Source organism: Pseudomonas sp. PICF6 (assembly GCF_009831705.1).
In the GTDB taxonomy this organism is placed as follows: domain Bacteria; phylum Pseudomonadota; class Gammaproteobacteria; order Pseudomonadales; family Pseudomonadaceae; genus Aquipseudomonas; species Aquipseudomonas rhizophila.
The window spans coordinates 326860-350942 of record NZ_WUUD01000018.1 but is presented as its reverse complement, the minus strand read 5'-3'; the positions used below and the strand labels follow the sequence as shown (position 1 = coordinate 350942).

Annotated in this window: 17 protein-coding genes and 1 pseudogene; 14 read left to right on the top strand and 4 right to left on the bottom strand. The window is 60.4% G+C overall.

Going from position 1 to position 24083, the window contains the following annotated elements:
* Positions 1-63: 63 nt before the first annotated feature.
* Positions 64-978 carry a LysR family transcriptional regulator gene (locus tag GSM73_RS12665; RefSeq protein ID WP_160892762.1) on the bottom strand — a complete coding sequence of 305 codons (915 nt, stop codon included), beginning with the start codon at positions 976-978 and terminating at the stop codon, positions 64-66.
* A 258-nt stretch (positions 979-1236) separates the two neighbouring features.
* Between GSM73_RS12665 and GSM73_RS12660 the strand changes: the two genes are divergently transcribed.
* The 5 genes from GSM73_RS12660 (at position 1237) to GSM73_RS12640 (ending at position 10312) form a co-directional block, all read left to right on the top strand.
* Positions 1237-2262, top strand: coding sequence for a zinc-dependent alcohol dehydrogenase family protein (locus GSM73_RS12660; RefSeq protein ID WP_047226435.1), 1026 nt, complete (start codon positions 1237-1239; stop codon positions 2260-2262).
* Between the two features lie 684 nt (positions 2263-2946).
* Entirely contained in the window at positions 2947-4434 is a 1488-nt protein-coding gene (locus tag GSM73_RS12655; RefSeq protein ID WP_160892760.1) for a hypothetical protein, read from the top strand.
* A gap of 48 nt (positions 4435-4482) precedes the next feature.
* Positions 4483-5880 carry a PLP-dependent aminotransferase family protein gene (locus GSM73_RS12650; RefSeq protein ID WP_047226437.1) on the top strand — a complete coding sequence of 466 codons (1398 nt, stop codon included), beginning with the start codon at positions 4483-4485 and terminating at the stop codon, positions 5878-5880.
* A 91-nt stretch (positions 5881-5971) separates the two neighbouring features.
* Positions 5972-7618 carry a phosphoglucomutase (alpha-D-glucose-1,6-bisphosphate-dependent) gene (pgm, locus tag GSM73_RS12645; RefSeq protein WP_160892758.1) on the top strand — a complete coding sequence of 549 codons (1647 nt, stop codon included), beginning with the start codon at positions 5972-5974 and terminating at the stop codon, positions 7616-7618.
* 225 nt (positions 7619-7843) lie between these two features.
* A complete protein-coding gene (locus GSM73_RS12640; protein WP_160892756.1) occupies positions 7844-10312 on the top strand; it encodes a UvrD-helicase domain-containing protein in 2469 nt (822 codons plus the stop codon).
* A 63-nt stretch (positions 10313-10375) separates the two neighbouring features.
* On the opposite strand, the gene GSM73_RS12635 is transcribed toward GSM73_RS12640, so the two are convergent.
* Together GSM73_RS12635 and GSM73_RS12630 are read right to left on the bottom strand one after the other, a co-directional pair.
* Positions 10376-10654: a DUF1652 domain-containing protein gene (locus tag GSM73_RS12635; protein WP_047226440.1), complete on the bottom strand. Its 279-nt coding sequence runs from the start codon at positions 10652-10654 to the stop codon at positions 10376-10378.
* 190 nt (positions 10655-10844) lie between these two features.
* A complete protein-coding gene (locus GSM73_RS12630) occupies positions 10845-12311 on the bottom strand; it encodes an MFS transporter (protein WP_160892818.1) in 1467 nt (488 codons plus the stop codon).
* 133 nt (positions 12312-12444) lie between these two features.
* On the opposite strand from GSM73_RS12630, the gene GSM73_RS12625 reads away from it, so the two are divergent.
* From GSM73_RS12625 to GSM73_RS12590, 8 genes are all read left to right on the top strand, one after another.
* Positions 12445-13350 (top strand): LysR family transcriptional regulator, encoded by a 906-nt coding sequence (locus tag GSM73_RS12625; protein WP_160892754.1) that lies wholly within the window; start codon positions 12445-12447, stop codon positions 13348-13350.
* Between the two features lie 334 nt (positions 13351-13684).
* Positions 13685-15142, top strand: a complete 1458-nt coding sequence (locus GSM73_RS12620; protein WP_076384645.1) for a serralysin family metalloprotease — start codon at positions 13685-13687, stop codon at positions 15140-15142.
* Between the two features lie 58 nt (positions 15143-15200).
* Positions 15201-15623: an AprI/Inh family metalloprotease inhibitor gene (locus GSM73_RS12615; RefSeq protein ID WP_160892752.1), complete on the top strand. Its 423-nt coding sequence runs from the start codon at positions 15201-15203 to the stop codon at positions 15621-15623.
* 133 nt (positions 15624-15756) lie between these two features.
* A complete protein-coding gene (locus GSM73_RS12610) occupies positions 15757-17526 on the top strand; it encodes a type I secretion system permease/ATPase (protein ID WP_160892750.1) in 1770 nt (589 codons plus the stop codon).
* On the top strand, positions 17523-18857 hold the full coding sequence (locus GSM73_RS12605; RefSeq protein ID WP_160892748.1) for an HlyD family type I secretion periplasmic adaptor subunit: 1335 nt from the start codon (positions 17523-17525) through the stop codon (positions 18855-18857). The genes GSM73_RS12610 and GSM73_RS12605 overlap by 4 nt, the downstream gene beginning before the upstream one ends.
* Before the next feature lie 14 nt (positions 18858-18871).
* The gene (locus tag GSM73_RS12600) at positions 18872-20221 is read left to right on the top strand and encodes a TolC family outer membrane protein (protein WP_047226629.1); all 1350 of its coding nucleotides are present in this window, start codon (positions 18872-18874) and stop codon (positions 20219-20221) included.
* A gap of 67 nt (positions 20222-20288) precedes the next feature.
* On the top strand, positions 20289-22139 hold the full coding sequence (locus GSM73_RS12595) for a polyurethanase (protein ID WP_160892746.1): 1851 nt from the start codon (positions 20289-20291) through the stop codon (positions 22137-22139).
* Between the two features lie 71 nt (positions 22140-22210).
* The gene (locus tag GSM73_RS12590; protein WP_310662574.1) at positions 22211-22597 is read left to right on the top strand and encodes a hypothetical protein; all 387 of its coding nucleotides are present in this window, start codon (positions 22211-22213) and stop codon (positions 22595-22597) included.
* Between the two features lie 42 nt (positions 22598-22639).
* Here the strand turns inward: GSM73_RS12590 and GSM73_RS12585 are convergent, their stop codons facing one another.
* On the bottom strand, positions 22640-22864 hold the full coding sequence (locus GSM73_RS12585; RefSeq protein ID WP_047226447.1) for a YgdI/YgdR family lipoprotein: 225 nt from the start codon (positions 22862-22864) through the stop codon (positions 22640-22642).
* Positions 22865-23072: 208 nt separating this feature from the next.
* On the opposite strand from GSM73_RS12585, the pseudogene GSM73_RS27275 reads away from it, so the two are divergent.
* Positions 23073-24083 (top strand): annotated as a pseudogene (locus tag GSM73_RS27275) (VRR-NUC domain-containing protein); the annotation flags it as partial.

The window sequence follows — 24083 nt, the reverse complement described above, 5'->3', positions numbered from 1 at the left end:
AATGGATCTCCATGGCCTATGAAAAGCCAGAAATGATCAGCTAAACAGCCTGCCCGACAATGCCTAAAGACTCTCAGGATCGCCAAAGAACATCTGAATCCGCGAACGCAACCAGCGCTCACCCGGGTCGTTGTCCTGGGAGCCGCGCCAGGCCATGTGCAGTTCGAAGCTGCGCACCGGAATCGGTGGGTCTTCGGCGCGAACGCCGCCAGCGGCGGTCAGTGCGTCGGCGGTGTAGTCGGGCACGATGGCGATAATGTCAGTGCCCGCCAGCAACGTGCTCAGGCCATTGAACTGCGGCACGGCCAATACCACGTGACGCTTGCGGTCCAGTTTCTCCAGCTCTTCATCGATGAAACCGCTCAGGTCCCCGGCGAAGGACACCAACGCATGGGGCCGGGCACAGAATTCGTCCAGGGTCAGCCGACCCGGCGCAGTGTCGGCCCGCAGCACTTTGGGCATGCTGCGCCGCAAGACTTTACGCTTGGCGTTGGCCGGCAGATCCTCGGTGTAGCTGACGCCGATGGAGATTTCACCGGACGCCAGCAAGCCCGGCATCAGAATGTAGTTGACCCGGCGCACGACCAGGACAATGCCCGGGGCTTCGGCCCGCAGACGTTTGAGCAGCATCGGCAACAGCGCGAACTCGGCGTCGTCCGACAGGCCGATGCGGAACACCGAGGTGCTGGTGGCCGGGTCGAACTCCGCCGCGCGGCTGACCGCCGTGGAGATCGAATCCAAGGCTGGGGAGAGCAGGGCGAAGATTTCGACCGCCCGGGCCGACGGTTCCATGCTGCGACCGGTGCGCACGAACAGCGGGTCATCGAACAGGTTGCGCAGCCGTGACAGCGCGGCACTGATGGCTGGCTGGCCGAGGAACAGCTTCTCGGCGGCTCGGGTCACACTGCGTTCATGCATCAATGTTTCGAACACGATCAACAGGTTCAGGTCGACACGACGCAGGTCATTACGATTCATCTGGGGTCCTGGCAGATTCAGCAAGCTTGACGTGAGCGGCCATATGAGAACAATGACCGGCATGAATCTTACGGGGAAAGACTGGTACTCTGCACCGGCTAATTGCTTTTTCTTAGGGATAGGCCCTACAAGACTGGGTTCATTTTCTTGCTGCGGAATCAATGACAGGCATGTCGACTATTAATAGCCACTGATGGTCTTGGGTACAAAGCCCGGATAGAGTTCATGGCATTAGAGGTTACTTTGACGAGGTTTGCGATGTCCCGCACGATCCGTTTTCACAAGTTTGGTGGTGCCGAGGTGCTCAAATGCGAAGAGCATGCGGCGGCTCTTCCTGCGCCAGGAGAAGTGCAGGTCCGTGTCGAAGCGATCGGCATCAGCTGGTATGACACCCTGTGGCGCCAGAATCTGGCGTCGTCCCAGGCGCGCCTGCCGTCGGGCCTTGGTCATGAAATGGCTGGGGTGGTGACGGCTGTCGGAGACGGTGTCGACGACCTGGCTGTAGGCGACAAAGTTGCCAGTTTCCCTGCCGAGAGCCCTAACGATTACCCGGTGTACGGTGAGATCATCGTGTTGCCGCGTACCGCGCTGACCCGTTATCCCGACGTGCTCACCCCGATCGAAGCCGCTGTGCACTACACGCCACTGCTGATCGCCTATTTCGCCTACGTGGACCTGGCAAGGGTCAAGCCGGGGCAGTTTGCCCTGGTCACTGATGCCAGTCATTGCGCCGGACCATCCTTCGTGCAACTGGGCAAGGCCTTGGGTGTACGGGTGATCGCGGCCACCAAGACCGCTGATGAGCGTGAGTACCTGCTGTCGCTCGGCGCCGAAAAAGTCATCGTCACCGAAGAGCAGGACTTGTTGATGCAAATCAACAAGCTCACTGATAACCGTGGCGTCGATGTGGTGTTCGATGGCCTCGGCGGGCCGCAAATGTCGCTGCTCGGTGATGTGCTGGCGCCGCGGGGCAGCCTGGTGCTGTATGGCTTGCAAGGCGGCAACCAGACGCCGTTCCCGGCCTGTGCGGCGTTCCAGAAGAACATTCAGTTCTTTGTGCACTGCATCGGCAATTTTACCGGCAAGCCGGAACTGGGCATCATCCAGGATCAGGTTGCATTGCAGCGGGCGCTGCGTGATATCAATCAACTGACCGCCGATCGCGTGCTGTTGCCGCTCAAGACCCGGGTGTTTCCATTCTCCGAGTTTGTCGAAGCCCACCGTTACATGGGCGAATGCCCCTGCCGTGAACGCGTTGCCCTTCAGGTAGTCGACCCCGCCTGATTCCTCCTCCGCGCAAGAGTCAGCATGGCGACTCTTGCGCTGCCTTCGGCCTGAACCTGCTTTCCTTCCTTTCTTCTGCCATTGCCGCTCCGTTCGGCAATGACGCCTTGGTGCGCGGCAACCACGCCTTCGCCTGGGCGGTCCAGTTCACTCAACACCCAAAAAGCGTTTAATCCCCAGAGAACTGAACTGGTTTTTGCCCTCAATCTGTATCTTCTAATCGTTATTTAAGTCCTGATAATTGAACGCTGATTTCCATCTCAAGGAAGAAGTCGTGGCGCAGTACAAGTTTCTAGAGAATCGTCATCCTTCGGGCAAAGGTGCATCAAGCGTTAATTGTTTTAACGCCATCAATCGACTGTGGGAAAAACTGACTGGGGCAGGGGGACAATTAAAGTTAGGCATGTTCTTTGTTTTTCGTACTCATTGTCTGAAGGATGCTGTCGGAATCTTCCTAGGACGCAGGGCGGAATCGCTGAAACCCAATGCCTCAGGGCCTTGCAGGCACGTACCGAGGCGAAGCGGGCGAACTCCACAGCTTATGTATCAAATAATTACGACAAGCAAAGCTTGAGCGTATTACCAATACTCTTTGCAGTACTAGAACAACCTTCCAGATCAACCCGTCGCCCGGTCACGCTATGCCAGTGCGACGCCGATATTTGAATTTCCAGGTATATGGCTATGAGTTCAATTCATGAGCAGGCAATGAATCACGTGTATCAACAGATATTGCAGCGACTGTCAGGTTTTTATTCCCGCGCGGAACGGACGGCGTTGCAGCTTTTGATCCAGCGTTTAATTGTCGCCGCTGGCGGCATCGACCGGATCGGCGACTATCGTGTGTTGACGGTCCAGAACGGCAGCCGGGACAGTTTTTATGTCCTGACCGCCTTGCGGGCCGCACAGTTGAGCATCGCCGGCAGGCATCCGGTGACCTTCGACTTGCGTGTCGCCACGCCACGCCTGAGCGAAACCACCCAGGCGACCCTGGAAAACATCCACCGCTGTTACAGCGCGCTGTTCGTCTACGACGACCCCCGGGTGGAACTGCTGATGGCGGATAACCGCGAGGTGGTGCCGTTCAATCACAAGCAGCCATTGTCGGCGGCCGGGCATGAGGCCAATCGCATGGACACGCTGGTTCTGGGCCACCTTCGCTCGATCGACAGCCCCTTGGAAGTAGGCGATCACGGCTACCTGGCGATGGCGGAGTTCTATCGGCATATGGCTCGCTGGGAGCGCGGCGTGGACTCGTTAGTCAGCAGTGATACGCCTCGCGAGCAAAAACAGTTCATGTCGGGCCTTCGACGTGCCGCCCGCAAGGTCGGCCTGGCGACTGACCCGTCCAGCGGTTTCGACAGTCTCTTCGCGCAACTCGATACCTTGGGCGCTAATCCCTACCTGGGCTTCTATGGTCAGGACCACGAGGGCGCGTGGAAACCCGAGGGGCATTTCGAGGCGTGTCGGCGCGTGAGTCACATCGGTATCGACGACCTGATCGTCGACAGTTCGCAAGAAACCAACTGGCCGCTGTTCAGTGAATTCCTTCGGGTGCGGACCGATGAACTCGTCGCATCGGCGCCGGAAAACGAATACCTGAGCCCGCTGCTCTCAGCTCACCTGCATGGCCTGCAGGCCTGTTATCTGCAGGGGCGCAGCTATGAGGCAGGTTATGGCGACTATGTACAACGGGCGATCATGATCATGCATCGCAAGCAGTTGCCCGAGCACGTCTGCGAGCAGGCACGCATGCTGTTCGGCCCACCCACGGCCATCCCCGAGCGGCGCGCCCAGGCCACCAGCGACGCGCAAAAGACCCTGGGGCTCAACGAAACGCAACTGGTGTGCATGTTGTTCGCGCCCTTCGTGGAGCAAGGCGCTGGCCTGGAGCACTTCCTGCGCTGCTGTCATCCGGGCATGCTGGTGGCGATGCCCGATCTGCACAAGGCCATGCAGGGCGCGGCCATCGCCGATCAGGTGGCGCAATGGATGGTCGACGTCAGTGGCCTGTCCATCGATATGCTCGGCAAACTGTATCGGGCGAGTATCACGCCGCCGGAGCAGGAGCAGGCATCGGGGATGGATGCGCAGCAACCTGTCGATGACATCGACATTGAAGAAGCCGGGCAGGGCGACGATGCCATGCGCGAACGTGCGGCACGGCATTGAGGGGCAGGATTTGACGGATTCATTCGCCACGTCGCCTGGCCCAACCCCATGAAAGGTTGCCGGGAAACAGACTTCGCGTATCAGGCGGTTTATCGTTACCTCACCACCCTGATCAACGAACTGGGCGCCGACGCCCGAGTGCGTTTGCCGTCGTTACGGCAACTGGCCGAGCGCCTGAACGTGTCGATCTCTACCATCCAGTACGCTTATTCGTTGCTGGAGAAGGAAGGGCGGGTCTATTCGGTCGCCAAATCCGGTTATTACGCGTTGCCAGTACCCTGCGTCGCGACGCTGGGCGGCGGTGATGATTTGCTCGAGACCCTGTATGTCAATGCACGACGACCGGGAATGCTGGTACTCAGCGCTGACGAGCCTGCGTCGATGCAACCGCTGGACAGCCCGCTGTTGTTACTGGAGCGTGAGCTGCTGCGTCAGTATCCGCGCTCTTCACAAATGCCCTCGCAGCCTTGGGGCGAGCTGGAACTGCGCACCGCGCTGGCGGCTCGCTACACGTCTTCGCCGGCCCGGTGCTGGAACGCCGACGATGTTTATATCGGCGCTGATCTGCGCGGTGTATTGGAGATTCTGATCGCCGTGCTGGCGCTCAAGGGCGCCACGGTGCTGATCGAATCACCCTGCGACTGGACCGTCCTGCGCTTGCTGCAGGCGGCCGATATCGACGTAATCGAACTGCCACTGCTGGCGGATGGGGAGATCAATGTCGAGCAACTGGAACAATTACTGACGAGTAAAGCGGTCCGCCTGGTCATCCTGTCCTCGGTCCTGAACATGCCCAGGGGCACGCTCGCTCCTGAAAACAACCGTCGCGCCGTCGCGCGCTTACTGGATCTGCACGGCACATGGGTGCTGGAGAACGACAGCTATACAGACCTGGCGTTCGAAGCCGGGGTGACGCCTTTTCGAGACTTGCTCGACCCCGACCGGCTGATCGTCTATTCCACTTTCGAAAAAACCATCGGCCCCGAGGCCCCCTACGGCTATGTGTTATCGCGACAGCTGACGCTGGAGTTGCAGCGACATTTCCTGCTACGCGCGTTTCGTCTGTCACCGATTCGCCAGAAGGCCATCGCCCGTTTGTACAGCAACGGACGGATCGATCAGCACTTGCTGGTGTTGCGACGATTGTTGCGTGAAGGTGCGCTATCGACAACGCAAATGCTGCGCGAGCGGCTGGGGGACAGCCTGCAATGGCTGGAGCCCCAAGGGGGCGCAACGATCTGGACCCGATCTTCGCGGCGCGTCGATCTGCGACGGGTGTTCCAGCGGCTGCTTGCGCAACGAATCGTCATTGCGCCGGGGGAACTGTTCAGTTTGCAAGGGCTGTACGCACAACATCTGCGCCTGACCCACGCCTTGAGCGGTTCACACGATCTGGATACTGCACTCTGTGCGCTGGCCGATGCCTTGAGACTTGAGCAATCGTAATGGAGGGCGATGGATCGAACCCATCGCGCCACGGTCGAACTGTCAGTAAACTGCATCCATTTTATCGAGCCACTCCATTCAGAGGTTTTGCATGACAGTCAGTCCATTTGCGGGCAAGCCGGCACCGGCAGAGTTGTTGATCGATATCCCGCGACTGGTGACGGCCTATTACACCGGCCGACCCGACGCCTCGGTTTCGACCCAACGGGTGGCTTTCGGCACCTCCGGTCACCGTGGCAGTTCCTTCGACCTGGGGTTCAACGAATGGCATGTGCTGGCTATCAGCCAAGCGATCTGCTTGTACCGTGAAGCCCAGGGCATCAACGGCCCCTTGTTCCTGGGGATCGATACCCATGCGCTGTCTACCCCGGCAGGCGCCAGCGCGCTGGAGGTATTCGCTGCCAACGGGGTCACCGTGATGATCGCCGAGGCAGATGAATACACGCCCACGCCGGCGATCTCCCACGCCATTCTTTGCTACAACCGTGGGCGCACCACCGGTCTGGCGGACGGCATCGTCATCACCCCGTCCCACAATCCGCCGCAGAGTGGTGGCTACAAGTACAACCCCACCAACGGCGGCCCGGCCGATACCCATATCACCAAATGGATCGAAGCCAAGGCCAACGAGCTGCTGGCAAGCCAGTTGGCCGGCGTTAAGCGCATCAGCTATGAGCAGGCCCTGAAGGCCGACACCACTCACCGTCACGACTACGTCAACACCTACGTGGCGGACCTGATCAATGTCATCGACTTCGATGCCATTCGCGCTGCCGGCTTGCGCCTGGGCGTGGACCCGCTGGGCGGAGCGGGGGTGCGCTACTGGCCCGCCATTGCCGAGCATTACCGCCTGGACCTGGACGTGGTCAACACCCAGGTGGATTCCACCTTCCGCTTCATGACCGTCGACTGGGACGGACAGATCCGCATGGACCCATCCTCCAGCCATGCCATGCAGGGGTTGATTGGCCTCAAAGAGCGTTTCGATGTGGCCTTCGCCTGCGACCCGGACCATGATCGCCACGGCATCGTGACGCCATCCGGCGGCTTGCTGGCGCCGAACAACTATCTGGCGGTGTCCATCGACTACTTGTTCCAGAACCGGCCGCAGTGGCGTGCCGATGCCGCCGTGGGCAAGACGGTGGTCAGCAGCGGTCTGATCGATCGCGTGGCCCAGCGTCTGGGTCGGCGTCTGTATGAAGTGCCGGTAGGCTTCAAGTGGTTTGCCGACGGCTTGTTCGACGGTTCCTTGGGCTTTGGTGGCGAAGAAAGCGCCGGCGCCTCGTTCCTGCGCAAGGACGGCGGAGTGTGGAGTACCGACAAGGACGGTCTGATCCCGGCGTTGCTGGCGGCCGAAATAACCGCGCGCACTGGTCGCGACCCAAGCCAGGCCTACCGTGCCCTGACGGATGAACTGGGTGAGCCGTTCTCCGTGCGCGTCGATGCCAAGGCCAGCCCGCAACAGAAGGCGCTGCTGAGCAAGCTGGCACCGGACCAGGTTGCATCCACTGAGTTGGCCGGGGAGACCATCCAGAGCATCCTCAGCCATGCACCGGGCAATGACCAGGCCATTGGCGGCCTGAAGGTCATGACTGAAAACGGCTGGTTCGCCGCGCGGCCATCAGGCACTGAAGACATCTACAAGATCTACGCTGAAAGCTTCATCGGTGATGAGCACCTCAAGCAATTGGTGGTCGAGGCGCAGGCATTGGTCGATGGAGCCATTTCCAGTCAGTGATTCAAAACCCATCGCGAGCAGGCTCGCCCCACATTGGCGCTACGGTGCACGCCGGCCTCTGTGGGAGCGAGCCTGCTTAAGGTGGGTCGGGCGACACTGATGGCCATGTGCGACAGCACTTTCACTTCATCGCCTAAATCCATGACTTAAAAGCTTTTGGGTGGAATCCGCTGGCAAATACAGACACCATAGCCGCCATGGTTCTGAACACCGGAGTCCCCCAGCGTGTCGCAACACACTCCCGATCTTCCCCCCGAACTTCTGCCCCTGGCCCAGATGCCTCTGCTCAAGCGCCTGGCCGCGCGTTTTCTGGGTCATGGCCTGACGCGACTTCGAGCCCAGCATCGGGCTTCCTGGCTACACGGCCAGGCCGATGGCTTTCGCAGCGGGCATAGCGCCGGTTTTGACTACGGCTATAAGGAAGGCAAGGCCGATGGACTGGAAGAGGGCCGGCAGGTCCTGCTGATCCGAGATTTCCGAAGCACTGAGCACCCGGCACCGAAAGTCGATGAGCTGTTGTTCGATGACTGGCGCCTGCCGTTGACCGCCGAACTCAAGAAGCGCATCAAGGCCGATGTTGCCCGATTGCTTCCCGCTCACGCCCAGCCGAGCGCCGCGCAGTGGAAAATGATCCTGAGCGATACGCCGTCTACCTCGGTCGTCGCGGGCGCAGGCGCCGGGAAATCCACGACCCTGGTGCTACGCCTTGTGCTGCTGTCCCACTACCTGGGTTTTGAGTTGGATTCGATGACCGTGGTGACCTTCACGCGGGAATCGCGCAAGGACTTCATTCACAAGCTCATTGAAGTTTTTGCCCTGTGGGGGCGGACAATCAGCCTCAAGGAAGCTCGCGATCTGGTGCGGACCTTCCATTCACGCATCTTGCCCATGGTGCGCAGTCTGCCCGGGTTTGAGCGGCTCCAGGCGTTTGAAACCCTGAGCCATCGTAACGAAACGGCTGATGATGACGCCCAGGGCAATCCCTTTGAGCTGCGCATCAACGATGCTCAGCGCCAACAACTCAATGCCTGCTATCACGGTCTTTATCAACGCGATGAGCGTTTTCGCGAACTGATCAAACCGATGTCCCGGCACGCCTTGCAGCTCAGGGAGCTGGACCGCGAGCATCCCGATGTGCAGAAACGGGTGGCCGTGACCGAACTGGCCGCCCAGCGCGATGAAGAGTTGTGCGATGCGATCGAAGACCTGTGGTTTCGCGCCGGTGCCTGGCCGATCAAGGGCATCGAGCCAAAGCGTCAAGCCTTCCAGATCAACGGTGCGACGTTTCATTGCCACGGCTACGTTCCCACCCTGGACGCCTGGGTGATGCTGGGTTTCGACCCGCGGGAAGATGCCCGGCTCAGCCGGCCCGGCGCCAAGCTGAGTATCCGCGCAGAGTGGGCAGTAAAGCGCACCCTGTTTCAAGCTTTCTGCTCTAAGCCATTGATATGGCTAGATAGTTATGAGGCGTCAAAGCGTGTACTGAGCGTGTTGGCCGGGGATGCCAGCGCAGGCCCGGGGTTCGACTACAAGGTAAAAGGCGAACTGGGTTCGGCACCGTTGCTGGATTGTTTCGTCGCGGCTGCCGGCTTTATCGAGAACCTGGGTCTGGACGTCCCGGACGCCGTGGGCCGGATGTGTTTTGCCCAGGATGACCCGGATCGTTATTTCTTTGAGGCCCTGAGTCGCTACTGGCGAGCATTTGAAGACCACCTGCTTGACCAGTCGCCGCCCGTCATGACCTATAACCGAATGTTCGCGTTGTTCAGTGAGCACTCCCCAGAGAACTTCAAGCTGCTGAGCGATGCGACATTGCGTCCTCTGTCGCACTTGATGATCGACGAGTTTCAGGATGTCTCGCCGCAGATTGTTTCCTGGCTTCGCGCCAGCCTGCGGGAAGTGCGCAGCCGCGGCCCTGCCATGCATGTCGGCCGGGGCGCCCAGCGTTCCTCCTTGCTGTGCGTGGGTGATGACTGGCAATCGATCTACGGTTGGCGTGGCAGCTCACCCAGCTATTTCATGGCGTTCAACAAACAGTTTCCTTCACCGGCCAACACCCGGGTCATGCTCACCGATAACTACCGCAGCCACCAGCACATCATTGACGCCGCCGAACACGTGGTGCGTGCGGCTGCGGCGATTCCCGGCAAAAAGGCCAAGGCCAGCGGCACGCCTCGAACCTTGAGCCCGGTCAATGTGTTGGACAGAGACGACGAAGGCTTGGCCAAGCGCCTGGACGAGCACTACCGCAAGGGCGATTCAATCTTGATGCTCTATCGAAAAAGCAGCGATAAGTTATTGATTGAACAGCATATCCAATCAACAGTTAATGTGGATTCTAGCTTGCCGTACCCGGCAAGACGCCTACGGCAGATGACCTACCATAGCGCCAAGGGGCTTCAGGCCGACGCGGTGTTTTTGCTCGGTGACTGCCAGCACTCAACCAGTTCTCCCTACAAGAATCAGGTCTACCGAATGGCCGGGCTTGGCCAGGAAGGCGATGCCGAGCCGTACGACACGGCGCAGAAAGACGAGATTCTGCGCCTGGCCTATGTCGGCATTACCCGGGCGGTGCAGCATTGCTATTGGTATGTCGATGGGCAGGACACACAGGTCAACAAGGCGCCCAAGGCGTCGGATCGGATAGGGACCGGCAAACCGTTCTTTATCGATCATCGCCGCGCCCGCAGTTGAGAACTTCGGGGCACGAACAAAACTGTCAGGCAAAAAGAAGCCCACTGCTGTGGGCTTCATTTTTCAGGAGGCAAATCGTCGCAAGCCAACTGGTGGCACGAAAGCTTCCAGCTCGGCTTCCACCGCTTCGATTATTCGCTCCACGTCAGGGGCGTTCATCACTGTCGCGCAGGGGATGCCCGCAATCGCGATCATAGTCTCGCCGCTGGCACGGTCAAACAGCCGGGCGACCATACTGCCCGGTGCGTCCATGCTGGCCTCGAATCCCATGGGATGAAAATGCCAGCGCATCAACTGGCAGGCGTTGGGAAACGTAACCTTGCTGAAAGATCCTCTATTCATCTGTTGCCCACCTTCTTCATCAAGCGCTTCCGTTTGCTCATAGTCAGGAAGGAAGAGCCATCATGGCTCTACCAGTGAGAACTAAAAATAGCACCTGAAAATGAATGTCATGTGGCTTTTTTCAGGTCGTTTGGCGATTGGTTCACTTTTTTTGATCTGCATCACGACTTATGCCGTTTTGATCAGGGCCTCACTTTCTTCGGGCAAGGATGTCATCACACCCATCCAGGGGCTCTGGTTCACGGCATTTCAAGACGACGACCCAAGCCAGTAACATCAAAAACGTGGCAACAGAGAAGGTGAGATGCAAGCCATTTACCACTGCTTCGGGAGCTGCCTGGGCGATACCATTCGTCGGTACAGAGAGCGCAAACACTGCGCCGAGCGCCGATGCACCGGTCAAGAAACCCAGATTACGCGACAGATTGAGCAGCCCTGAGATGACGCCACGCTTGCCCGCGGGCACATCCGCCATCACCGCTGTGTTGTTGGCCGTCTGGAACAGCGCATAGCCAAGGGTCGTTACCGCGATAGCGGCGACATAGCCGCCCACACCGAGGGTCGGTGACATCAGCGACAGCATCAGGCAGCCGAGAATCATGATCAGCAGCCCAACGAGTCGCACGGGGCGCACGCCAAAGCGGTCCACCAGGCGCCCGGCAGGCACCCCCGTCAGTGCAGCGACCGACGGTCCTGCCGCCAACACCAACCCCACCAGCGCGGCAGGCAGCCCAAGGGCGACGGATAGATAAAAAGGCCCCACCAGCAGCGTCGCCATCATGACCGTTGCCACCAGAGCACTGGTCACCAGCCCGGCAACCAGCGACCGGTCCCCAAGCACCCTCAAGGGAATCAACGGCGACGCGACCCACCGTTGGGCCATGACAAACAGACCGCTGCCCAGGATCGCCATCAGCAACAGCGCAATGTTCGGCCAGCCGAAGTCGCCTCGGCCCAACGTCGTGGCCAATGCATAGGCAGCAAGCGTCGCCGCCAATAACAGCGTACCCAGGGTGTCGAAGCGGGGGCGCGCGACCGATCCCTCCGGTTGCCGAGCCGGCAGTGAACGCCAGGCCAGTCCGAACGCCAGCAGTCCAAGCGGAACGTTAATCAAAAATAGCGCCTGCCAACCGAAACCGCTGATAAGTGCACCACCCAGAGAGGGGCCAAGGGCGGTGCCCACCGCAGATAGGGTGCCCAACAGCCCCATCGCGCTACCGGTCTTTTCCTTGCTAACGGTTTCACCCACCAGGGCCAAAGTCAGCGTCATCATGATCGCCGCTCCAAGGCCCTGTAACGCCCGACCAGCGACCAACAGCCAAAGCGAGGGCGCCATGCCGCAAAGCGCCGACGCGAGGGTGAACAGCACGATCCCGGTCAATAGCAACCTGCCACGCCCGAGCAAATCGCCCAATTTTCCGAGACTGACAATCAGCGTGGTAATCGCCAGTAAATAGGCGAGAACCACCCACTGAACCTGCTGGAAGGAGGCCTCGAACGCATGGGCCAGCGTCGGCAAACCGACCGTCACCACGCTGGCGCCCAAGGAGGCCAGCAAGGTCGACAGTGACAGGCTGGCCAAGGCCCAGCGCGGTGAAAAGACCCGTTGGGTGGCCGTCGCGCTCGACAGGCTGGATTGGGTATTGGCTGGTTTCATCATGTCCCCTGACTCTGACGCTCTGAAAATGGAGCTGTCAGAACGGTACGCCCGGGCATAACATGGCGGAAGACGCATGGATTGCACTTTATAACTGCATGCAGCGCCACCTATTCCAACCCAGGACTGCGCCATGTCCACACCCGACCTCAATCTGCTGATTACCCTCGACGTCTTGCTGGCAGAAGGCAGCGTGGCCCGAGCCGCTCGGCGACTGCGACTCAGCCCCTCGGCCATGAGCCGGGCGCTGGCGCGGTTGCGCGAAACCACGGGTGATCCGCTGCTGGTGCGGGCTGGGCGCGGCCTGGTGCCCACACCCCGCGCCTTGGCGTTACGCGAGCAGGTCAGCCAACTGGTGCAGGATGCCCAAGCGGCGCTGCGGCCGTCCCAGGTGCCGGATCTGCGCCGACTGAGCCGCACCTTCACGCTGCGCACCCGGGAAGGGTTCGTTGAAAACTTCGCCATCGACTTAATTGCCCGTATCAGCGAACAGGCACCCGGTGTACGCCTGCATTTCCTGGACAAGGCCGACAAGGACAGTACGGCGCTGCGAGAGGGCACCGTGGACCTGGAAACGGCGGTCGTGGACAAGGACACCAGCCCAGAGCTACGAACCCAGGCGTTGTTCACTGATCGCCTCATTGGCGTAGTGCGCGCGGGTCACCCGCTGAGCCAGGCCGAGGTGTGTGCCGCCGGTTATGCAGCGGGCGAGCACATCGGCGTTTCCTTGCGGGGCCTGGACCACAGCGCCCTCGATCAAGCCTTGCGGTCCTTGAACCTGACACGGCAGATCGCGATCACCGTCCCGGGCTTCTCCACTGCGCTGGGCCTTGCCCGGTCCAGCGACCTGATCGCCAGCGTGCCTGAGCGCTATACCACCCGCCTGCGTGCCGGCATGCACAGCTTTGCGCTGCCGTTTGCGGTGCCCACATTCACGATTTCCATGCTTTGGCACCCCCGAATGGATGCTGATCCTGTGCACCGCTGGTTTCGTGGTTGTCTGCGGGAAGTGTGTTCAGGCAAAACCATAGATATCTAGCCGCCATTAATTAGTAGCGTTTCGCTGGCACTTAGTTGCTAGAAGTGCGACGTGATTGGCAAATAGGTGATTAACCTCATTTAATATTTAAATAGAGTTTTGTCCTACAATCTTTAATGTCGCCGGCGAAATACCTGTACTAACGGGGCGCCGTGTATCTTTTGCCGTTGTTGAACGCGTGAGTGTGAAAAGGGGGCGAAAAAATTCGCTGGACGTTTGATTTCCAATTGTGTCAGTTTTCTTGCGTCCTCAATTGGGCGAGTGATAGGACGCTCTCGCCAGAGATTGTTCTATCTGACAAAAACTGTTCCATTGCAAACAAGGAAGTGTGTTTATGTCGAAAGTCAAAACCAGCGCTATTGATTCTGCCGAACAAATGCTCTGGGCGCCGCAGTCACTGGCGGCGGCCAGCAGTGCATTCAATCAGATCAACAGTTTCAGCCACCAATACGATCGGGGTGGCAACCTGACGGTCAATGGCAAACCGTCGTACTCGGTGGACGAAGCTGCCACCCAGTTGCTGCGCGACGGTGCGGCTTACCAGGACCGGGACGCCAGCGGCAAGATTGAGTTGACCTACACGTTCCTGACCTCTGCCTCCTCGAGCACCATGAACAAGCACGGCATCAGCGGTTTCAGCCAGTTCAGCGCGCAACAGAAAGGCCAAGCGGTCCTGGCCATGCAGTCCTGGGCGGACGTGGCCAATGTCACGTTCACTGAAAGGGCCAGCGGTGGCGACGGCCACATGACCTTCGGCAACTACAGCAGCGGCCAGGACGGCGCCGCGGCATTTGCCTATCTGCCGGGCACGGGCGCCGGTTATGACGGAACCTCCTGGTACCTGATCAACAGCCGCTACACCCAGAACAAGAATCCGGAACTGAACAATTATGGCCGCCAGACCCTGACCCATGAAATCGGTCACAGCCTGGGCCTGGCGCATCCTGGCGACTATAACGCCGGTGAAGGCAGCCCGACCTACGATGACGCCACCTACGGTCAGGACACCCGTGGCTACAGCCTCATGAGTTACTGGAGTGAAACCAACACCAGCCAGGACTTCAGCAAGGGCGGCGTCGAAGCCTATGCCTCGGGTCCGCTGATGGATGACATTGCGGCCATTCAGAAGCTCTACGGTGCCAACACCAGCACCCGGACCGGCGACTCGACCTACGGCTTCAACTCCAACACCGGTCGCGACTTCTACAGCGCATCCTCGTCTTCGGACAAAGTGGTGTTCTCGGTATGGGACGCCGGCGGCCGCGATACCCTGGATTTTTCAGGCTTCACGCAGAACCAGAAGATCAACCTCAATGGCGCCTCGTTTTCCGACGTTGGCGGCATGGTGGGTAACGTTTCCATCGCTCAGGGGGTGACCATCGAGAATGCCATTGGCGGCTCGGGCAGTGACTTGCTCATCGGCAACTCCGTGGCCAACGAACTCAAGGGCGGCGCCGGCAACGACATCCTCTGGGGCGCGGGCGGTGCCGACAAGCTGTGGGGCGGTTCGGGCTCGGACACCTTCGTGTTCGCGGCCAGTTCTGACTCACGGCCAGGTGCGGTCGATCAGATCCTCGATTTTGTCAGCGGCCTGGACAAGATCGACCTGACCGGCATCACCCAGGGCGCGGGCCTGCACTTCGTGAATGCGTTCACCGGTGCGGCGGGTGATGCGGTGCTGTCGACATCGGGTGGCAACAGCCTGCTGTCGGTGGACTTCTCCGGGCACGGCGTGGCTGACTTCCTGGTCAGTACCGTCGGCCAGGCGGCTGTCTCGGATATCGTGGCCTGATGTCCCCGATCCCGTGGGAGCGGCCAGCGCTCTTGCGGGATCCTTCAGGATTGAACAGATGTGCAGAAATCCCCAGCCCCAAGGCGTCCAGGCAAGTGCCTGGTTACTCGCTACGCTGATGATGTTTACCGGAGAAGCCGCCATGGCGCGCAGCCTGTTGTTAGCAGAACCTTCCCAGTTGGCCGGTCAGTGGCAGGCTGTTCTGTCGGGGCCGCAGGAGCCTGCGCAAACCCCGCCGTCCAGCATTTGCCTTATCGAGCTCAGGGCAGATCAAACCCTGGTCGGGCAAACCGCCTGCCTGGGACAGTGGCTGGGCGATGAGCCGGTCCATTGGTTCACCGAACCAGACGGTCTTTCACTGATTGGCAAACAGAACAGCCGGATTCACTTGCAACTGCGTCAAGAACAACACTATCAAGTCACCTTGAAATCAGGTCAGGTAGTGACACTCGAACGGAGCCCCCCCCAAACCATTCCTTAACACGTTAGTACAGTTTGCGAATGCCCCAGGCGCGCCTGTTTAAACAGGCGTGCAGCGCACCGCGGCCCGATGTAAATCATTTAAAGATTGGCAAGTTGAATAACCTGGCAAAGCCAACAGCAAGGATATCTTCATGAACATGACAAAGCGCGCTGCGACGGTGCCGCTGTTTAGAGCGCTGGGCGACTATAAAAATATTTTGATCAGCGTCGGTTGTTTTACCGCACTGATTAATGTCCTGATGTTGGCACCTTCGATTTATATGCTCCAAGTGTATGACCGGGGTCTGTCATCACAAAACGAAACCACGCTGTGGATGTTGTCGTTGATGGTGGTGGGTTTCTTCGTATTTATCGGGCTGCTGGAAATGGTGCGCAGCTTCATTGTCATCCGTATCGGCAGCCAGCTGGAAAGACGCTTGAACCTTCAGGTGTACAAGGCCGCGTTCGAGCGCAACCTGCGCCAGGGCGAGGGCAACGCCGGGCAGTCGCTGGGTGACCTTACCCACATCCGCCAGTTCGTCACCGGACCTGCGCTGTTCGCATTCTTCGACGCCCCGTGGTTTCCCGTGTATTTGCTGGTGATCTACCTGTTCAACGTGTGGCTCGGCGTGTTCGCCAGCGTTGGCACCTTGCTGCTCATCGGCCTGGCCTGTCTCAACGAAGCCATGACCAAAAAACCGCTGGGGCAGGCCAGTGTCTACTCGCAACAGTCCAGCCAACTGGCGACCAGCCACTTGCACAACGCCGAGACCATTCAGGCCATGGGCATGCTCGGCGCATTGCGCGGGCGCTGGTTTGCCGTGCATTCGCGCTTTCTCGGCCTGCAAAACCAGGCCAGTGATACCGGCGCGGTGCTCAGTTCCCTGAGCAAAACCCTGCGCCTGTGTCTGCAATCGCTGGTGCTGGGGTTGGGCGCGTTGCTGGTGATCAAGGGCGACATGACCGCCGGAATGATGATTGCCGGCTCGATCCTGATGGGTCGGGTGTTGAGCCCCATCGACCAGTTGATCGCCGTGTGGAAGCAGTGGAGCGGGGCCAAACTGGCTTATCGCCGTCTCGATGCGCTGTTGCAGGCTTACCCAGCCCAGGACGAAGCGATGACATTGCCGTCGCCCAAGGGCCAGGTGAGCTTCGAACAGGTCAGCGCCGGCCCGCCGGGGCAGCGCAACGCGACGCTGCATCAGCTCGGTTTCAGCCTGAGCGCCGGGGAAGTGCTCGGGGTGCTGGGGGCGTCGGGGTCCGGCAAATCCACCCTGGCCCGTGTGCTGGTGTGGCCTACGCTCGGAGGCACAGTGCGGCTCGACGGGGCCGACATCCATCGCTGGAATCGCGACCAGCTCGGTCCGCACATCGGTTATCTGCCCCAGGACATTGAGTTGTTCAGCGGCAGCATTGCCGAGAACATTGCCCGTTTCCGCCAGGCCGATCCGCAAAAGGTCGTCGCCGCCGCGCAACAGGCCGGCGTGCATGAACTGATCCTGCGCATGCCTCAAGGCTACGACACCGTGCTGGGAGAGGATGGCAGCGGTTTGTCCGGCGGCCAGAAACAGCGCGTCGCCCTGGCCCGGGCCATGTACGACCAACCGAGGCTGGTGGTGCTCGATGAACCCAATTCCAATCTCGACACGGTCGGTGAAGCAGCACTGGCCGGCGCCATCGCACAGATGAAAGCCCAGGGCACCACGGTCGTGCTGGTGACCCATCGCTCCTCGGCACTGGCTCAGGCCGACAAGCTGCTGGTGCTCAATGAAGGCCACCTACAAGCGTTCGGTCCAAGTCAGGAGGTGCTGCGGGCATTGTCCGGCCAGCCGCCATCGCAACGCGACAAACCCCAGGCAGCCCCCAACGGACTGAGCATGAGTCGCCAGTATTCGGCTGCCAGCAAACCCAGCGGCGCATGAGCAAGGATCGCGACATGAATCTGCAACACTCTCAAGACTTCGAACATCCCGAGCGCGATGCCCGTTTCTTCACCCGCCTGGGATGGGCACTGGCGATCATTGGCGCCGGCAGTTTTTTCACCTGGGCCAGCCTGGCGCCGCTGGACCAAGGTATTGCGGTGCAAGGCACCGTGGTGGTGTCCGGTAAGCGCAAGGCCGTGCAATCGATGAGCAGCGGGGTGATCAGCCGGATCCTGGTGCGTGAAGGCGAGGCAGTGAAACAGGGCCAGCCGCTGTTCCGCCTGGACCAGACTCAGACAGCCGCCGATGTGCAAGCACTGCAGGCCCAGTACCGCATGGCCTGGGCTAGCCTGGCACGTTGGCAAAGCGAGCGGGACAACCTCCCACAGGTCAGCTTTCCGGCCGAACTGAGCAACGACCCCGACCCGCGCCTGGCGCTGGTGCTCGAAGGCCAGCGGCAGTTGTTCAGCAGCCGCCGCGAAGCGGTGGCCCGGGAGCAGGCCGCGTTGCGCGCCAATATCGAAGGTGCCACGGCGCAACTGGCGGGCATGCGCCGGGCTCGCAATGACCTCAATGCCCAGGCCCAGTCCCTGCGCCAGCAGCTAAGCAACCTGCAACCGTTGGCAGACAACGGCTACATCCCGCGCAATCGTCTGCTCGATTATCAACGGCAACTGTCGCAAGTGCAGCAGGAACTGGCGCAGAACAGTGGCGAAAGCGGCCGGGTGGAGCAGGGCATCGTCGAGTCCCGCCTCACGCTTGAGCAACACAACGAGGAATACCAGAAGGAGGTGCGCAGTCAGTTGGCCGAAGCGCAGCTCAAGAGCGAAACCCTGCAACAGCAACTCAAGTCTGCCGCGTTCGAGCTGCAACACAGCGAGATCCTCGCCACCGCCGACGGCATCGCCGTGAACCTGGGCGTACACACCGAAGGCGCCGTGGTCCGTCAAGGCGATACCTTGCTGGAAATCGTGCCCCAAGGCACGCGACTGGAAGTGGAAGGGCGCCTGCCGGTCAACCTGATCGACAAGGTGGGCACCCATTTGCCAGTGGACATCCTCTTCACCGCCTTCAACCAGAACCGCACGCCGAGGGTGCCGGGGGAGGTCAGCCTGATTTCCGCCGACCAGATGATCGATGACAAGACCGCCGAACCGTATTACGTCCTGCGCAGCAGCGTCAGCGAAGTGGCGATGGAAAAACTCAACGGACTGGTGATCAAGCCCGGAATGCCGGCGCAAATGTTCGTGCGCAGCGGCGAGCGCTCGCTCATGAACTACCTGTTCAAACCGCTGCTCGACCGAGCCGGCTCCGCGTTGACCGAAGAATGAGGATGTTCGGGGGTATGAAGGGACGTTACTGGGTCGCCGCGCTGGCGGCGGTTATCTGCAACAGTGCCTGGGCCATGGGCCCATTCGAGTTCTATGAACAAGCCCTGCGCAATGACCCGGCCTACCTGGGCGCGATCAAGGAGCGCGATGCCGGCCTGGAGAACCGCGCCATTGGCCGCGCCGGGCTGCTGCCGCACCTGGGCTACAGCTACAACAAGGGCCGCAACCAGTCCAAGGTCACCTACCTCAACGACCGCGGCGCCAGCCAGCATGACGACCGCAACTACAGCAGCTATGGCTCCAGCCTGACCCTGCAACAACCGCTGTTGGACTACGAGGCCTACGCCGCCTATCGCAAAGGCGTGGCCCAGGCGCTGTTTGCCGACGAAAACTTTCGTGGCAAGAGCCAGGAATTGCTGGTGCGGGTGTTGAGCGCCTACACCCAGGCGTTGTTCGCCCAGGATCAGATCGACATTGCCCAGGCCAGGAAAAAGGCTTTCGAACAGCAGTTTCATCAGAACGAGCATCTGTTTGCCCAAGGCGAAGGTACGCGCACCGACATCCTTGAAGCCGAGTCGCGCTATGAGTTGGCGATTGCCGAAGAGATCGAGGCCCGCAACGAGCAGGACGCATCCTTGCGCGAACTTGGCTCGTTGATTGGCGTCCCGACCCTGAACATCGGCGACCTGGCGCCCCTGAGCGAAACGTTCCAGACCTTCACCCTGCAACCGGCCAGTTTCCAGACATGGCACGAACTGGCCGTGAGCAACAACCCGACCCTGGCATCCCAGCGCCAGGCCGTGGACGTGGCGCGCTACGAGGTCGAACGCAACCGCGCCGGACACCTGCCCAAGGTCAGCGCCTACGCGACGATGCGCCAGAACGAATCGGAAAGCGGCAACACCTACAACCAGCGCTACGACACCAACACCATTGGACTTGAGATCAGCGTGCCGTTGTACGCCGGTGGAGGGGTCTCGGCGTCGACCCGTCAGGCCAGCCGCAACATGGAGCGGGCCGAATATGAGCTGGACGCCAAAACCCGGGAAACCCTGATCGAGCTGCGCCGCCAGTTCAGCGCCTGCCTGTCGGGGGTGAACAAATTGCGGGCATACCGCAAAGCCCTCAGCGCCGCCGAGGCGCTGGTGGTGTCGACCCGGCAAAGCATCCTCGGCGGCGAACGGGTCAACCTCGATGCCCTGAACGCCGAAGAACAGCTCTACACCACCCGACGCGACCTGGCCCAGGCCCGTTATGACTACCTCATGGCCTGGACAAAGTTGCACTACTACGCCGGCACCTTGGGCGCGCAAGACCTGGCCCAGGTGGATGAGGCATTTGTGGCCCCGGCGCTGACCCAATGACGGGCAGTGCCCAAGAACTTCGCCTGTATCGACAACCTTTCCAACAACAAAAAAAGAGGTCATCACGATGGGTATCTACGACTATAAAAACCTCGGCACCACCGAGTCCAAGGCGCTGGTCAGCGATGCAATGGCGATCATGCTGTATTCCTACCACAATCTGGACCACGGCTTTGCCGCCGGCTACCAGCAGAACGGCTTCGGCGCGGGACTGCCCGCCACGCTGGTGACGGCGCTGCTGGGCAGCACCGATTCGCAAGGGGTGATCCCAGGTGTGCCGTGGAATCCCGACTCGGAGCAGCTCGCCCTGGAGGCGGTGCAAAAGGCCGGCTGGACCCCGATCAGCGCATCGCAACTGGGCTACACCGGCAAGGTGGATGAGCGTGGAACGTTTTTTGGTGAGAAGGCCGGCTACACCACCGCGCAGGTGGAAATTCTCGGCAAGTACGACGCCGATGGGCAACTGACGCAAATCGGGGTGTCGTTTCGTGGCACCAGCGGCCCACGGGAGACGCTGATCAGCGACTCCATTGGTGACGTCATCAGCGATCTGATGGCGGCTTTCGGCCCCCAGGACTACGCGAAAAACTACGTCGGCCAGGCTTTTGGCAACTTGCTCGGGGACGTCGCGGCGTTCGCCCAGGCCCACGGCCTGACGGGCCAGGACGTGCTGGTCAGTGGCCACAGCCTCGGTGGGCTGGCGGTCAACAGCCTGGCGGACTTGAGCACCAGCCAATGGTCGGGGTTCTACAGCAGCGCCAATTACATCGCCTATGCCTCGCCAACCCAAAGCAGCACCGACAAAGTGCTGAACATCGGTTATGAAAACGACCCGGTGTTCCGGGCCCTGGACGGCTCCACGTTCACCTCCGCGTCGGTGGGCGTGCATGATGCTCCGCAGGAGTCAGCTACCAACAACATCGTCAGCTTCAACGACCACTATGCCTCGGCGGCCTGGAACGTGTTGCCGTTTTCCATCCTCAACATTCCCACCTGGATATCCCACCTGCCCACCGGTTACGGCGATGGCATGGGCCGGATCCTCGATTCGGCGTTCTACGACCTCACCGAGAAAGACTCCACCATCATCGTCGCCAACCTGTCGGATCCCGCACGCAGCAATACGTGGGTCCAGGACCTCAATCGCAACGCTGAAACCCACACCGGCAGCACGTTCATCATCGGCAGCGAGCGTGATGACCTGATCCAGGGCGGGCAGGGCAATGACTATCTGGAGGGGCGCGCCGGCAACGACACCTTTCGCGACGAGGGTGGGTACAACGTGATATTGGGCGGGCAGGGCAGCAACACCCTGCAGCTGCAGTCCTCGGTGAAAGATGCAAGCTTCGTCCAGGACGGCGCCGGGACCTTGTACGTGCGCGATGCCCAGGGTGCAATCAGCATGACCCGAGACATCGACACGCTCGTCAGCAAAGAGCCCGGTTTGTTCTGGGGCCTGCTCAAAGACGAGGTGAGCCACAGTGTCACGGCCAACGGCTTGGTGGCGGGGGACAAGCTGACGGCGTATGCATCGTCGACCGCAGGCACCTCGGCAGACGACACCTTGACCGCGCGATCATCGGGGGACTGGCTGTTCGGCCATGACGGCAACGACGTGCTGTTGGGCGGTGCGGGTAACGACACCTTTGTCGGCGGTTCGGGCAATGACTGGCTGCAATCGGGCGGCGGCTCTGACACGTTCGTTTTCAATGGCGCGTTCGGCCATGACCAGATCAGCGGTTATGATGCCGGCGACACACTGGTGTTCCTTGGCGTGCAGGGCGCCGGGGAAGGTTTCGACTACCGCCAGCACCTGTCTCAGGTCGGCAGTGACACGCGGCTTGAGGTCGGTGACAGTTCCGTGACCCTGGTGGGGGTCAATCCGGGCCAGGTAGGAGGCGAATTTGTGTTCGCCTGATCCAAGGTTGTTTTGAGTACGTGGTGCCGAGGGGATGCGTGTGTCCCCTCGGCACAAGAGGGAGTGAAGCAGTGAGCAGTAAACAAGCCTCAATCATCGGCCTGATGTGGGGACTGGCCTCGGCTGGCGCCTTGGCCGAATTGCCGGATCAATCGATTCTGACCCGCTACGGCGTCACCTCGGAGCAATTGCCCGCCGCCCAGGCAGGCGCCCCTGTCGAGGCGACGTCGCCCCGACCGCGCTTCGACGTGCAGGCAGAAAAGCCCTGGGTATCGGTGAGTCTCGGGGAAGTGAACAAACCGGCCACGACCGGAAACATCAGCATCGATCACGCTATTGAACAGGAATACAACCGCTGCCTGCGATTGAGGGAGCAGATGATGCGGCGAAAAGGTGGGCTGATCAGTTGCCAAGAGGGTAGTCCGACACCCGGGATGGACATCGGATTGAGCCGATGACATGAGATCAGGCCCTCTCCGAGGGAGAGGGCCTCAATAAACTCAGTCTTCCTTGCGTACTGTCGCCACTTCATCGGCGCGAACCCGCACTTTCTTGCCGGAAATGTCTTCGAATTCGTAGAAGCCGTCGGCGGTACGGGTGTTAGGGGCATCCTTGGTCAAATACTGGGTACCGTTCTGCAAGGTCACCACCGTGGGTGACGAGCAGCCGGCCAGAGCCAGGAACGCAGCGGCGACCAGGGGCAGACCCAGAATCCTGATGTTCATATCCGTAACCTCTCAATCAAAAAGACGCGGTTCAGTTGATTAGACCGCGCCATCACTGTAGTTAACCGCCATTGGTCTCGCTTGCCGTAGGAAAGTTCATCGCCGACTGCAGGATTTCCCTCCTGAATGCGGGCGACCGCTCATCTTTTGCAGTTGCCTGGGCCCGCCGCAGCTGATATCTGTACGCATAACCAGTATTCCAGCAGGCATGGCACCTCTTTCCGTGACAAATAACCCCCTCGACGACCCTTTCTACTACCTGAACAACTTTCAGCAGGTGCTCGCCTGGTTGGCAACGCGCTATGCCGATGTGCTCAGCCCTGAGGAGCAACGCTTCATCGACGAGTTCGCCAGCTTGCCCCGTGCATCCCAGGGATTGCTGGTGCGCATGGTGATGCGCAAGGGGCTGCATTTTCGCCAAAGCAAGCTGCATTACCCTGAGATCGGTGATATTGGCAGCACCATCGAGCCGTTGCTGGCGCGGGGCTGGGTCGAGGATCAAGCGCCTCTTGGCCTTGGCGAGCTGTTCGAGGTGCTGCTCAAACAGGAAATCATCCTGTGCCTGGGTCACCTGATCGAACACCCCAAGGCGACAAAGGGCCAGTGGCTGGAGTCCTTGCAGGATCATTTCAATCAACCACAGCCTTTTCGCAGCTGGTGCCCGCGGCTGGAAGACCGACTCTTCAGCCTGACGATCATGAACCTCTGCGACCGGTTGCGGTTGCTGTTTTTCGGCAATCTCTATCAGGACTGGTCAGAGTTCGTGCTGGCGGACCTGGGCATCTTCACCTATGAAACCGTCGAGTTCAGTGCCCAATCCCGTGGCCTGCGCAGCCGCCAGGATGTGGATGCCTGCCTCTTCCTGCACGAATGTCAGCAGCGTTTCGAAGCCGGCGAGCCTCTTGAAGAGATCGTTGCCCAAGTCCATGCCCTGAGCCTGGACAATCCGTGGCTGGAGCGACGCCGAGGCAAGTTGCTGTTCCAGATCGGCCAGCACGCTGAGCGTATCGGCGATTTCACCCTGGCCTTGCGCATTTATCAGGATTGCAACTACCCCGGCGCACGGCTGCGGATGATTCGGGTGCTGGAGCGCATCGGCGAGTACGCCCAGGCCCTTGAATGGGGTGAAGCGGCCGCACAATCGCCGCAAAGCGCCGCCGAAACCCAGGCACTGCTCAGGATCCTGCCCCGGCTGCGCCGCAAGCTGGGCGGGCCGCCG

Coding starts and splice junctions, on each gene's coding strand:
- GSM73_RS12665 (WP_160892762.1), bottom strand. CDS start 978: ATGAATCGTAATGACCTGCGTCGTGTCGACCTGAACCTGTTGATCGTG.
- GSM73_RS12660 (WP_047226435.1), top strand. CDS start 1,237: ATGTCCCGCACGATCCGTTTTCACAAGTTTGGTGGTGCCGAGGTGCTC.
- GSM73_RS12655 (WP_160892760.1), top strand. CDS start 2,947: ATGAGTTCAATTCATGAGCAGGCAATGAATCACGTGTATCAACAGATA.
- GSM73_RS12650 (WP_047226437.1), top strand. CDS start 4,483: ATGAAAGGTTGCCGGGAAACAGACTTCGCGTATCAGGCGGTTTATCGT.
- pgm (WP_160892758.1), top strand. CDS start 5,972: ATGACAGTCAGTCCATTTGCGGGCAAGCCGGCACCGGCAGAGTTGTTG.
- GSM73_RS12635 (WP_047226440.1), bottom strand. CDS start 10,654: ATGAATAGAGGATCTTTCAGCAAGGTTACGTTTCCCAACGCCTGCCAG.
- GSM73_RS12630 (WP_160892818.1), bottom strand. CDS start 12,311: ATGAAACCAGCCAATACCCAATCCAGCCTGTCGAGCGCGACGGCCACC.
- GSM73_RS12625 (WP_160892754.1), top strand. CDS start 12,445: ATGTCCACACCCGACCTCAATCTGCTGATTACCCTCGACGTCTTGCTG.
- GSM73_RS12620 (WP_076384645.1), top strand. CDS start 13,685: ATGTCGAAAGTCAAAACCAGCGCTATTGATTCTGCCGAACAAATGCTC.
- GSM73_RS12615 (WP_160892752.1), top strand. CDS start 15,201: ATGTGCAGAAATCCCCAGCCCCAAGGCGTCCAGGCAAGTGCCTGGTTA.
- GSM73_RS12610 (WP_160892750.1), top strand. CDS start 15,757: ATGAACATGACAAAGCGCGCTGCGACGGTGCCGCTGTTTAGAGCGCTG.
- GSM73_RS12605 (WP_160892748.1), top strand. CDS start 17,523: ATGAGCAAGGATCGCGACATGAATCTGCAACACTCTCAAGACTTCGAA.
- GSM73_RS12600 (WP_047226629.1), top strand. CDS start 18,872: ATGAAGGGACGTTACTGGGTCGCCGCGCTGGCGGCGGTTATCTGCAAC.
- GSM73_RS12595 (WP_160892746.1), top strand. CDS start 20,289: ATGGGTATCTACGACTATAAAAACCTCGGCACCACCGAGTCCAAGGCG.
- GSM73_RS12585 (WP_047226447.1), bottom strand. CDS start 22,864: ATGAACATCAGGATTCTGGGTCTGCCCCTGGTCGCCGCTGCGTTCCTG.